14 protein-coding genes are annotated in these 12,466 nt (G+C 31.2%); 4 read left to right on the forward strand and 10 right to left on the reverse strand.

Annotated features, from left to right (window positions below):
* Positions 1–103: 103 nt before the first annotated feature.
* The 7 genes from JAO71_RS11450 to JAO71_RS11480 all read right to left on the reverse strand — a co-directional run bounded on the left by JAO71_RS11450 (position 104) and on the right by JAO71_RS11480 (position 6,392).
* On the reverse strand, positions 104–382 hold the full coding sequence (locus JAO71_RS11450; RefSeq protein WP_203000919.1) for a GIY-YIG nuclease family protein: 279 nt from the start codon (positions 380–382) through the stop codon (positions 104–106).
* Between the two features lie 380 nt (positions 383–762).
* Positions 763–1,944 carry a tryptophan synthase subunit beta gene (trpB, locus tag JAO71_RS11455; RefSeq protein WP_116824233.1) on the reverse strand — a complete coding sequence of 394 codons (1,182 nt, stop codon included), beginning with the start codon at positions 1,942–1,944 and terminating at the stop codon, positions 763–765.
* Positions 1,934–2,569 (reverse strand): phosphoribosylanthranilate isomerase, encoded by a 636-nt coding sequence (locus tag JAO71_RS11460; protein ID WP_028291469.1) that lies wholly within the window; start codon positions 2,567–2,569, stop codon positions 1,934–1,936. The genes trpB and JAO71_RS11460 overlap by 11 nt, the downstream gene beginning before the upstream one ends.
* 4 nt (positions 2,570–2,573) lie before the next feature.
* Positions 2,574–3,359 carry an indole-3-glycerol phosphate synthase TrpC gene (gene trpC / locus JAO71_RS11465; RefSeq protein ID WP_116824234.1) on the reverse strand — a complete coding sequence of 262 codons (786 nt, stop codon included), beginning with the start codon at positions 3,357–3,359 and terminating at the stop codon, positions 2,574–2,576.
* On the reverse strand, positions 3,359–4,351 hold the full coding sequence (trpD, locus tag JAO71_RS11470; protein WP_028606764.1) for an anthranilate phosphoribosyltransferase: 993 nt from the start codon (positions 4,349–4,351) through the stop codon (positions 3,359–3,361). Before trpD ends, trpC begins: the two co-directional genes overlap by 1 nt.
* A gap of 1 nt (position 4,352) precedes the next feature.
* A complete protein-coding gene (locus tag JAO71_RS11475) occupies positions 4,353–4,916 on the reverse strand; it encodes an anthranilate synthase component II (protein WP_203000921.1) in 564 nt (187 codons plus the stop codon).
* Between the two features lie 81 nt (positions 4,917–4,997).
* Positions 4,998–6,392, reverse strand: a complete 1,395-nt coding sequence (locus JAO71_RS11480) for an anthranilate synthase component I family protein (RefSeq protein WP_028606765.1) — start codon at positions 6,390–6,392, stop codon at positions 4,998–5,000.
* 297 nt (positions 6,393–6,689) lie between these two features.
* On the opposite strand from JAO71_RS11480, the gene JAO71_RS11485 reads away from it, so the two are divergent.
* The 4 genes from JAO71_RS11485 (at position 6,690) to JAO71_RS11500 (ending at position 8,692) form a co-directional block, all read left to right on the forward strand.
* Positions 6,690–7,241, forward strand: coding sequence for a TlpA disulfide reductase family protein (locus JAO71_RS11485; RefSeq protein WP_028291464.1), 552 nt, complete (start codon positions 6,690–6,692; stop codon positions 7,239–7,241).
* A 9-nt stretch (positions 7,242–7,250) separates the two neighbouring features.
* Complete coding sequence (locus JAO71_RS11490; RefSeq protein ID WP_203000923.1) at positions 7,251–7,871, forward strand: thioredoxin family protein; 621 nt, start codon at positions 7,251–7,253, stop codon at positions 7,869–7,871.
* 111 nt (positions 7,872–7,982) lie between these two features.
* Positions 7,983–8,291 carry a rhodanese-like domain-containing protein gene (locus JAO71_RS11495; RefSeq protein ID WP_028291462.1) on the forward strand — a complete coding sequence of 103 codons (309 nt, stop codon included), beginning with the start codon at positions 7,983–7,985 and terminating at the stop codon, positions 8,289–8,291.
* Positions 8,292–8,302: 11 nt separating this feature from the next.
* A complete protein-coding gene (locus JAO71_RS11500) occupies positions 8,303–8,692 on the forward strand; it encodes a rhodanese-like domain-containing protein (RefSeq protein ID WP_054851792.1) in 390 nt (129 codons plus the stop codon).
* Between the two features lie 44 nt (positions 8,693–8,736).
* On the opposite strand, the gene JAO71_RS11505 is transcribed toward JAO71_RS11500, so the two are convergent.
* From JAO71_RS11505 to JAO71_RS11515, 3 genes are read right to left on the reverse strand one after another with little or no spacing between them, the layout of a single operon-like run.
* Positions 8,737–9,714 carry a type I phosphomannose isomerase catalytic subunit gene (locus JAO71_RS11505; protein WP_116824236.1) on the reverse strand — a complete coding sequence of 326 codons (978 nt, stop codon included), beginning with the start codon at positions 9,712–9,714 and terminating at the stop codon, positions 8,737–8,739.
* Position 9,715: 1 nt separating this feature from the next.
* Complete coding sequence (locus JAO71_RS11510) at positions 9,716–10,849, reverse strand: glycerate kinase (RefSeq protein WP_203000925.1); 1,134 nt, start codon at positions 10,847–10,849, stop codon at positions 9,716–9,718.
* A gap of 8 nt (positions 10,850–10,857) precedes the next feature.
* Positions 10,858–12,465, reverse strand: a complete 1,608-nt coding sequence (locus JAO71_RS11515) for a sodium:solute symporter (RefSeq protein ID WP_203000927.1) — start codon at positions 12,463–12,465, stop codon at positions 10,858–10,860.
* Position 12,466: the final 1 nt, after the last annotated feature.

Consider the following 12,466-nt stretch of genomic DNA (forward strand, 5'->3'; position numbering starts at 1 on the left):
GAATTTTTTTGTTTCCTGTGAGATGCTGAAACGAGTTCAGTATGACGTTTTGTTTGTAATTTGCTTTGTTATTAAGTTACGTCAATCTGAACTTGGTTCAGATTTACATTGTTAGTGTTTTTAGGGTTGGATTTTGTTCTTTAATTAAATTTAGTTTCCATTCCTTTTTCCAATTTTTAATTTGTTTTTCTCTCAATATAGCTTGATTAATATCGGTGAATATTTCGTAGTAAATCAAATCTTTTAAATTATATTTTTTTGTAAACACCGAACCAATTCCGTTTTGATGTTCAGTAATTCTCTTGTTTAAATCTGTTGTTAGGCCTACATAAAATGTTGTTCTGTACTTATTGGTGATTATGTAAGTGTAGCTTGTTTTCATTGTTATGAGATACAGGAACTAGTTTTGTTATTTTTTGACTCTTCTAGTGAGATACTGAAACAAGTTCAGTATGACGTTGTGTTTGTGATTTGCTTTGTTATTAAGTTACGTCAATCTGAACTTGTTTCAGATTTACATTATTTTAGTGTTGCAATTGCAGTGTTTATTGTGTTGTTTTTATTTTCTTGTGAGATACTGAAACGAGTTCAGTATGACGTTGTGTTTGTGATTTACTGTGTTATTAAGTTACGTCAATCTGAACTTGTTTCAGATTCACATTAGTTTTGCTAATTGTTTCGCGTTAAGGATTGAAAGGTCTGTCTGAGCTCCTCGCAGAGAGCGAGCCTTGAAAGCCTGCCCCTTGTGGTAACGCCCAAATATTACAGTTTAAAATAATCTATATAATTTTGTAAATCTTTATCACCACGTCCTGATAAATTAATAACAACTACGTCGTCTGGATTAAACTTTTTGTGATCAAATACTGCAAATGCATGCGAGCTTTCTATTGCTGGAATTATACCTTCTAATTGACTTAATTCTAATCCTGCTGTCATGGCTTGATCATCTGTGATAGATATAAACTCTGCACGACCAGTTTTATATAAATGTGCATGCATTGGTCCAACACCTGGATAATCTAATCCTGCTGAAATGGAATATGGTTCTGTGATTTGTCCATCGTGAGTTTGCATTAATAGGGTTTTACTTCCGTGAATGATACCTTCTTTACCAAGGACGGAAGTTGCAGCACTTTCTCCGGAATGAATCCCTTTTCCTGCTGCTTCAACAGCTATAAGGTTAACATCTGTATCGTCTAAATAGTGATAAAAAGCTCCTGCTGCATTACTACCACCTCCAACACAGGCTATAACATGGTCTGGTTTTTCACGACCTTCTTTATCTTTTAATTGCCATTTGATTTCTTCTGATACGACTGCTTGAAAACGTGCCACCATATCTGGATAAGGATGTGGTCCAACCACACTACCAATAATGTAATGTGTGTCTACAGGATTATTAATCCAATCTCTAATGGCTTCATTTGTTGCATCTTTTAAGGTGCGACTTCCAGATAATGCTGGACGGACTTCTGCACCTAGCATTTTCATTCTGGCAACATTTGGTGCTTGACGTGCTATGTCAATTTCTCCCATATACACGATACATTCCATTCCCATTAAAGCACATACAGTTGCTGTTGCTACACCATGTTGTCCTGCTCCAGTTTCGGCAATAATACGTGTTTTACCTAAACGTTGTGCCATTAAAATCTGACCAATGGTATTGTTTACTTTATGTGCACCTGTATGGTTTAAATCTTCGCGTTTAAGATAGATTTTAGTATTATATTTTTCGCTTAAGCGTTTTGCAAAATAGAGTGGAGAAGGACGTCCTACGTAATCTTTTAATAATTGGTCAAATTCTTCTTTAAAAGAAGGCTCTGCCATTATTTTTAAATAATTTTGACGTAGCTCTTCTACGTTTGGATATAGCATTTCTGGGATGTATGCACCTCCAAAGTCTCCGTAATATCCTTTGTCGTTAATATTAAAACTCATAATTGTGTGCTATCAATTTTTGTTTAAAGTCGTTTAATTTTGTAGTGTCTTTTAATCCTGCTGCAGTTTCGAATTTACTGTTAACATCAAATCCAAAACATAAGTAAGATTCTGGTCTTTTTAAAAATAACAGTATAGCATCCATTTCTTTTAAACCAATTCCGCCACTTAAAAAATAGGGTTTAGAAGATGGGTAGTTTTTTAATACATTCCAATTAAAGGTGTAACCATTACCACCTGGTTCTTTTCCTTTGGTGTCAAATAAATAATGGTCACAAACCTCTTCATAAGGTTCTAAAACCGAAAAATCAAATTGGTTTTTAATAGAAAACACCTTTATTACAGTGATGTCTAAATCTTTTAAACGTTGACATAGTTCTGGTGATTCCTGTCCATGAAGTTGTACACCTTGTAAATCATGTTTATCTACCTTTCCTTTTATATAGTCAAAAGTCGCATTAACAAAGACTCCAATTTTTTTTATGCTTTCTGGTAATTCTGGAATAATACCATTAAAATAACGTGATGATTTTTCGTAAAAAATGAAACCCATATAATTTGGATTAAGATCTGCAACATCCAAGATGTTGTTCTCATTTTTCATTCCGCATATTTTTAATTTCATAGTCTTAGTTGTTTAATGTTTGGATAAATTGTTTGGCACTTTCACCAGCATTGTTGGTTTTCATAAAATTTTCGCCAATTAAAAAGCCTTTGTAACCAAAAGGTTGTAATGTTTTTATGGCTTGAATGCTGCTAATTCCGCTTTCTGATACTTTAACAAAATCGTTAGGTATTAAATCGCTTAATTGCTTACTGGTCTCTAAACTAACCTCAAAGGTTTTTAGATTACGATTATTAACACCAAGCATATCAAGACTTGGCATTATTGATTTATGTAATTCCGTTTGGTTGTGGACTTCTAAAAGCACATCCATATTTAGACTTTTTGCTAGTTCTGAAAATGTCTTTATTTCTTCTTTAGTTAAAATAGCTGCAATCAGTAAAATAACGTCAGCTCCATAAGCTTTAGCTTCAATAATTTGGTAGATATCTATGATAAACTCCTTTCTTAATAAAGGTAAATTACTACTAGCTCTTGCAGTTAGTAAATCGTCTAGGCTTCCTCCAAAATATTTTCCATCGGTAAGCACAGACATACCACAAACGCCAGCATCTTGATAACCTTTGGCGACATCAAAAACGTTTAAATCGTGATTTATGACTTGTTTTGAAGGTGAACGCCTTTTGTGTTCTGCAATGATACCTGAGGTACTGTTTTTTAATTTTTTTGCAAGTGAAACTGTTTCTCGTTCAAACAATATTGATTGTTCTAATTGTTTGATTGGTATTAGTTGCTTACGCAAGTTAACCTCAATACGTTTGTCGTTAACTATTTGGGATAGTATATCCATTATTTACTTAAATCTATCAGTTTTTGTAAACTTGCTTTTGCTTTTCCGCTTTCTAAGCTTTGTTTTGCTAGTTGAAATCCTTCTTGATGCGAAATTTTATTTACTGTTGCAATTGCTAAACCAGCATTTGCGCAAACTACATTGTTTTGTGCTTCAGTACCTTTACCTGTGATTATTTTTTTGAAAATTTTAGCAGCTTCGTTAACCGTTGAGCCTCCAAAAATTTCAGATTGTTCTATTTGTTCTATGCCAAGATCTGAAGGACTTAACATAGTTTCTGAATTATTAGTAATGATTTTTGTTTTTCCGGTTAATGAAATTTCATCATAACCATCCAACGCATGTACAATACTATAGTTACGATCTGTGTTTTGGTATAAATACCCATAAATACGTTGTAGTTCTAAGTTAAAAACACCTACCATTTGATTTTTTGGAAATGCAGGATTTACCATTGGTCCTAGCATGTTAAAAAAGGTTTTGACGCCAAGTTCTCTTCGGATAGGAGCTACGTTTTTCATAGCTGGATGAAATAAAGGCGCATGCATTACACAAATACCTGCTTGGTCTATGCTTTGTTTTAACGTGTCTATGTTATTAGTAAAATTAACTCCTAGCTCTTCCATAACATTTGAAGATCCTGATGCAGATGAAACTCCGTAGTTACCATGTTTAGCTACTTTAACACCAGCTCCTGCAGTAATAAATGAAGATAATGTAGAAATGTTAAATGTGTCTTTACCATCACCTCCTGTACCACATAAATCAATAGCATTAAATTCTGATAAATTTACTGATATACAAAGTTCTAATAAGGCGTCTCTAAACCCTTGAAGTTCTTCAATGGTAATGCTTCGCATCATGTAAACAGTTAAAAAGGATGCAATTTGACTTTGGTTGTAAGCACCTTCAGAAATATTAACTAATAATAACTTAGCTTCTTCTGTAGAGATGCTTTCTTGATTTATTAATCTATTTAGTATTTGTTTCATATTAACTATTAATCCAGTTTTTTAAAATTTGCTTTCCGTTAGGTGTTAGTACACTTTCAGGATGGTATTGTACACCTCTAACATCATAAACTTTATGTCTTAACGACATGACTTGACCGTTACTGTCAAAGGAAGTTGCTTCTAATTGGTCTGGTAAATTGGCATCTACAACCCAAGAATGATAACGACCAACCTCAATGGTTTTGTCCATGTTTTTAAATAACACTTCATCATCTACAGTTATGTTAACGTCTGTTGCAATACCATGATAAACGTGCTGTAGGTTTATAAGCGAACCTCCAAATACTTCACCAATTGCTTGTTGACCTAAACAAACCCCTAAAATACTTTTAGTAGGAGCATAGGTTTTTATTATTTGTTTTAGTAAACCTGCTTCATCAGGTATACCAGGACCAGGTGATAATACTATTTTTTGAAAAGCATCCACTTCATCTAAAGTTAGTTTGTCATTACGTTTGACAGTAACTTCGCAATTTAAATCTTCAAGATAATGAACTAAATTGTATGTAAAGCTATCGTAGTTGTCTATTACTAATACTTTCATTTTTCTTTTTTTTAATTTCCGTTTAACGGAAACTTAGGGTTTTTTACGATTTATTTTTTTGTCAATTTATGTTGTGGAAACCTAAATCTGTTCGGCTAATTGTATAGCATTGGTTAAAGCTCCAAGTTTATTGTACACTTCTTGAAGCTCGTTTTCTGGAACAGATTTAGATACTAATCCTGCACCAGCTTGCCAATGTAGTTGGTGGTTTTTACTCATAAATGTCCTAATCATTATCGCATGATTATAATTACCATCAAAATCCATAAATCCTATAGCTCCTCCATAAAAGGTACGACTTGTTTTTTCGTATTTTTCAATAAGTTGCATGGCTTTGTGCTTTGGTGCACCACTTAGCGTTCCTGCAGGAAATGTATCTGCAACTACTTGCATTGTTGGTGTGTTTTTATGCACTTTACCAGTAACTTTACTAACTAAATGTATAACATGAGAGAAAAACTGAGCTTCACGATATGTAACTACTTTAACTTGACTACCATGTCTACTTAAGTCGTTACGCGCTAAGTCAACTAACATAACATGCTCTGCATTTTCTTTAACATCTTCAGCAAGTTTTTTAGCTAAAATTTGATCCTCTTCATCATTACCAGTCCTTCTAAAAGTTCCTGCAATGGGATGTATTTCGGCTTGGCCTTTATTAACTACTAATTGTGCTTCTGGGCTACTTCCAAAGATTTTAAAATTACCGTAGTCAAAATAAAATAAGTAAGGAGATGGATTAATACTACGTAAAGCACGATACACGTTAAATTCGTCACCTTTAAAACCTTGCGAGAATTTTTTAGATAATACTAATTGAAAGACATCTCCTCTTGCACAGTGTTTTTTTGCTAATTCAACATGTGACTTATATTCGTCATCTGTCAAATTAGAGGTAATATCAGAGTCTGTTTTAAAATTATAAGACGCAAAGTTTTTAGACTTTATAAGTTGTAATATTTCGTCAATATTATTTTCTGTTTCAAAACAATGCGCAAAAATATAAGCTTCGTTTTTAAAATGATTTATAGCAATAATATTCTGATATACTGCATAATATACATCAGGTATGTCTAACGAATCAGGTTTTTTTGTGATTTCGACATCTTCAAAATGTTTAACCGCATCATAAGCTGTATAACCAAAGATTCCGTTATTAATAAATTTAAATTCTTTTTCAGATTTAACTTTAAATCTTTTTGTGAATTTATGAATCATTTCAGTCACATTACGGACTTTATTTTTCATTTCGCTTCCATCAGGGAATTTTTGAGTAATTGAGGTGTCATCAACCTTAATTGAAGCTATTGGATTAAAACAGATGTATGAAAAACTGTTATCGTTAGCATGATAATCACTACTCTCAAGCAATATACTGTTAGGAAATTTATCCCGAATCTTAAGGTAGATACTTACTGGTGTAATGGTATCGGCTAATATTTTTTTGTAATGTGTGTATAGACTAAATGTTTTCATTTTTCAGGTCTTATTTATTCCTTTATTGTCACTTTATAGAGACGTTAATTGTTGGTTGATATATTTTTATTATGTTCAGAATATAACAAAAAAAAAGCTTGTCGTGACTGACAAGCTTTTTTTGTATAGTTATTTAAATAATACGAATAGCGTTAGTTCACGAATGTTGAGTTTCGAGAGTTCCACCACCAAGTATGATTTAAAATTGTGTTCATAATTATTGTAAAGTTCAAAGATATAAATCAAATTTTAGTTTTCAAATGTTTTTTGTATTTAATTATTTATTAAATTTACTGTATGAGATATTTTATTATAATTTTATTAGCTACGTTGTCTTTTGTTAGTAAAGCACAATCTGTGAAAATTACTCAATCAACTAAAGGAGAATATATTAGTGTTGAGCCAATTGAGAATAAGTCTATTAGTAAGCAGTTTAAAATTTTTAATTACAAACAGTTTGAAGATTATCTAAAAACTAAAGATAAAAGCAAAACTTATGTCATTAATTTTTGGGCGACCTGGTGTGCTCCATGTGTAAAAGAGTTACCTTATTTTGAGAAAATCAATACTGACTATGCTTCAGAAAATGTAGAAGTCATTCTAGTTAGTCTAGATTTTCCTAAACAAATTGATACTAGGTTAAAACCATTTTTAAAAGACAATAAACTACAAAGTGAAGTTGTTTTATTAAATGATGTTGATGCTAACACATGGATACCAAAAGTAAATAAAGATTGGTCAGGAGCAATACCTGCAACCTTAATTTACAATAGTGAAAAATCTGAGTTTTACGAACAATCTTTTGATTACAATGATTTAGAAAATACATTAAAAACATTCTTAAAATAATTTCTTACAATGAAAAAAGTAATCCAAATTACAACAGCATTACTATTATTAGTAGTTGTTAGCGCATTTACTAACAAAACAGAAAAAGAAAAATCAGGTTACAAAATTGGAGATGTAGCAACCGATTTTAAGCTAGAAAATATAGACGGAAAAATGGTGTCTTTGTCAGATTTTGAAGACGCTAAAGGGTTTATAGTTACTTTTACATGCAATACTTGTCCATATGCTGTGGCTTATGAAGATAGAATAGAGGCGTTAAATAAAAAATATGCTTCAAAAGGTTATCCTGTAATAGCCATAATGCCTAATAATACAGATGTAAAACCTGGAGATAATATAGAGGCTATGCAAAAAAGAGCAGATCAAAAGGGATTTACATTTCCTTATTTATTAGATGCAGGACAAGATATTTATCCACAATATGGTGCAACAAAAACACCACATATATATATCTTAGAAAAAACTAAAACAGGTAATATTGTTAAATATATTGGAGCTATTGATGACAATTACCAAGATGCAAGTCAGGTAAAAAGCAAATATGTAGAAGATGCTGTTGATACACTTTTAACAGGTAGAGAAATTAAAGTTAAAGAAACTAAGGCTATTGGATGCTCTATTAAGGTATAATATAATAGAGATTGATATTTAAATGAAATCCGAAATGTAACATTTCGGATTTTTTTACGTCTATCTATTAAAGAAACCTTAATTTTGACAACAAATTAACCGTATATTGAAATGGCAGATTTAACACAATCGGATTGGGTAAACCAATTAAAAGAAGATGAAAATGCAGTAATTCTAGATGTTAGAACAGCAGCAGAAGTAGCCGAAGGTAAAATACCAAACACGCTACATATAGATATTTATAAAGGTCAAGGATTTGTATATGAGGTAGATGCTTTGGATAAGTCCAAAAGCTTTTATGTATATTGTAGATCAGGAGGTAGAAGTGCACAGGCATGCAATATTATGAATCAATTAGGTTTTGAGAAAACTTATAACCTTTTAGGAGGGTTTAATGAGTGGACAGGAGACGTCGAATAAATTTTTTAATTATGAAAAAAGTATCACTATTATTAAGCCTAATGGTTTTATTAGTTTTTAGTTGTAAAGAAGAGATTGAAGGCGAAATAAAAATGGTGTCTCCAGAAGAGATGCAAACTTTATTACAATTGGATACGGTCCAATTAGTAGATGTCAGAACTGATGCCGAGTTTAAAGAAGGATATATAGCTGAAGCCCAAAATATAGACTTTATGTCTCCAACTTTTGAAAGCGATATCATGATATTGGATAAAGAAAAACCTGTGTTATTATATTGTGAAAAAGGTGGTAGAAGTGCTAAATGCGCAAAAAAAATGATTGACTTAGGTTTTAAAAAAATATATGATATGCAAGGAGGATTTTCCAAATGGCAACATGAAGGTTTGCCATATAAAAAATAAAAAAAATCCCAATCTAATTTAGATTGGGATTTTTTTTAGTGATGCTATAAATAGACTTCTATTAGTTTAGCTGCTTTTGCTTGTATAGTGATATGGTTAATACAAGCAGGAATAATAATAGTTTGTCCCATTTTAAGACTGTAATCCATTGTGTCATTTTTGGCTCTAATTATAACCTCACCTTCAACACACATATAAATAACAAACGAGTCCAAAGTTGTTAGGTCTCTAGTTATAGTTTTATTAAGCTCAATAATATTGGTTTCAAAATATGGAGATTTAACTAAAGGACTTGGTGCATTAGTTGTAATATTATAATTAGTTTTATAAGTGTCGTATACATTATAATCTATAGCATCTAATGCTAAGTCTGTATGCAATTCTCTTTTTTTTCCTGTTTTTTTATCAACTCTATCATAGTCATAAATACGATAGGTAATATTAGAAGTTTGTTGAATTTCTGCTAATAAAACACCAGCTCCAATAGCATGTACACGTCCCGTAGGAATATAAAAGGTGTCTCCAGAAGTTACGGTTTCAATATTTAAAATCTTATTTAAAGTATTGTTTTCAAGATTATTGATGTATTGATCTTTTTCTACATCTTGATTAAAACCAACAATTAATTCAGCATTTTTTTCAGCTTGCATGACATACCACATTTCATTTTTTCCAAATGAGTTATGTCTTTCTTTAGCTAGCTCATTACTTGGATGTACCTGAATGGATAATGGTGTCTTGGCATCTATAAACTTTATTAATAAAGGAAAATCGTTACCAAAAGCATCGTAAACCTTTTGTCCAACAAAATCAGCTTTATAAGTTTTAATTAAATCTTTTAAAGTTTTACCTTCTAAGTTACCACTGTTTACAACCGTTTGATTGTCTTTAACGTCTGATATTTCCCAAGATTCACCAATACTATCTTGTGTGTAGGATTTATTTAAAACTGTTTTTAGTTTATCTCCTCCCCAAATTCGATAACTATAGACAGGATTAAAAGTTAAGGGATATAATTTCATATTAAGCTAGTTGTTTGATATGGCTAATAAATTTTTTAGTAATAGCTTTAAGATGAATGCGAGTGTTTTGCATAGCATCATCCAAATTTTTTGATTCAGTTATAATTTGTGAGGCATAATTAATACCCATGGTGTTTAATTGTTTATCATTAATATCAATTGCACCACAAAAAACTGCGACCTTAATATTATTTTGTGTTGATACATCTAACACACCTTGAATAGTTTTACCTGCTAAGGTCTGATTATCTAATTTACCTTCACCAGTTATTATCCAATCAGCATTTAAAATTTGATTGTCAAAATTAGATAATTTTTTGATTAATTTATTACCACTTTCAAGATTTCCGTTTAAAAATATTTTAGAAGCAATTCCCATTCCTCCTGCAGCACCAGAACCTGGTATTGTTTGAGGGTCTATTTTAAATATAAGACTAATTAATCTAGAAAAATCCTTAAGACCTTTATCTAATAGTAATATGTCTTGTTTGTTAGCACCTTTTTGAGCTGCGTAAACATATGAAGCTCCTTTTTTTCCGTATAAAGGATTGGTAACATCACATGCAATTTGAAATTCTGTTTGAAAAATTTTGGGGTTAACTTGAGAGATATCTATGGATTTGATAGAGGATAAATTTTTGCCAATCGGGTTAACGGTTTTAAATTTTTTATCTAAAAATCGGTAACCTAATGCAGTTGCCATACCAATGCCACAGTCGTTGGTAGCACTTCCGCCAATACCAAGTATGATTTTTTTTGCACCTTTATTTAAAGCATCCAAAATAAGTTCTCCAGTACCAATTGTTGTCGTGATTTTACAATCTAATTGTTCGGGTTTTAACAATTTTAATCCAGAAGCTTCTGCCATTTCTATAAAAGCAGTTTCATTTTTTGAAGCGTAAATATAACTGGCTTCAATTGCAGAAAATAAAGGATTGCTAACAGTGGTTTTAATGGTTTTTCCGTTTAGATAATACTTAACAATATCTATCGTGCCATCACCACCATCTGCTAATGGAAGTTTAATAATATTTGCATTTGGGATTTCTTTTTTGATCTGTTTTTCTACAATATCACAAAATTCTAAACTTGTTAAAGAGTTTTTAAATTTATCAGGAGCAATTACTATTTTCATATTGTTTTTTAGCTTAAAAGTCTACCAATATACGTGGCAAAAAAGACAATAAAAATAAAGTAAGATAGTAAAATTATAACTTCTTTTTTACCTGCTTTATAAACCGTTATGTCTAAACCTGGTTTGGTTTCTTTTTTAATAATTTTACTTACAATTAATGCAATAATTATAGTGATTATACACCCAATGGCATTCCACCAAAACCAAAAGATGCTTGGTACATATAACCATAAATAAATATTAAATAATACACCAGCTACAATTCCTAAATTAGCACCTAATGCATGTGTTTTTTTAGTTAAAATAGCTAAAATGAATGCTGCTAAAATAGGACCATAAAACACAGAGCTAATTTTATTAATAACCTCTATAACTGTACCTTCAATACTTCCAGCAAAAAAGGCAAAAAACAAACAAACCAATCCCCAAAAAACGGATAGAAATCTAGAATATTGGACATATTTATTATCTGGCATGTCAGGTTTAAATCGTTTAATAAAATCTTCTAAAGTGACTGCTGATAAAGAATTAACTGTAGAACTTAAAGACGACATTGCTGCAGACATTATTGCTACAATTAAAATACCTATTACACCATTAGGTAAGTATTTAATTATAAAAACAGGTACCATTAAATCGGCTTTTTTACCTTCTAAACTTGTAATGTTACTTTGATAAATAGAGTTTAAAAGTTCTTGAAAACTAGCATCCTGAAGGATTAAAGTACCTAAGACTAGTCCCATTATACAGTAAGTTAAAGTTATAGGAAACCTAAATAGACCATTAGCTAATAATAACCTTTTAATAGTTGGTAGTCCTTTTGCAGATAATAAACGTTGCGATTGTGTTTGATCAGTTCCGTAATAGGACGCATATAAAAAGAAACCTCCAATTATCATAGGCCAAAAACCAAACTCATCATTTTTATCGGCATTATTAAATCCCCATTTAGAAAAATCAACAGCTGTTAATCGGTCTTTATCAACTAGAGTTATAAAATTATCATAACCACCTAATTCGCTTAAACCATAAAAAAGGCAAATTATTATTCCGAAAAATAGAATACACATTTGTATAACATCTCCCCAAATTACAGCTTTCATACCACCTTGAAATGAATAAATCATGGTTATAACTCCAATAATTAATATTGAAATCCAAAACTCTATTCCAATAGTGGCCTGTAATATTAGAGCCATAGTGTAAACCATTACACCTGTTGCTACAGAGCGACTTATTTGAAAAACAAAACTTATTAATAATCTAGATGAAGCATCAAAACGACGTTCTAAAAACTCGTAAACACTTACAATGCCTGACTTATATAATGTAGGTATAATAGCAATTAATAAAAATGCCATTGCTAATGGTACGCCAAACTCGTAAGTTAACCATTGTAATCCTCCACCATCTTTTAGACCTACAAAGGCTGGAGCCGAAATAAAACTTATGGCAGACAATTGGGTAGCCATAGTTGATAAACTTAACGGAAACCAACCCATAGATTGACCACCTAAAAAGTAATCTTTAGAGTTTTTGTTTTCTTTAAAAAAATAACCAATCCCTAAAAATCCTATTAAGTATAATACAATTATGATGTAGTCTATATAATTCATC

This window comes from Olleya sediminilitoris, assembly GCF_016785945.1.
GTDB classification, from domain to species: domain Bacteria; phylum Bacteroidota; class Bacteroidia; order Flavobacteriales; family Flavobacteriaceae; genus Olleya; species Olleya sediminilitoris.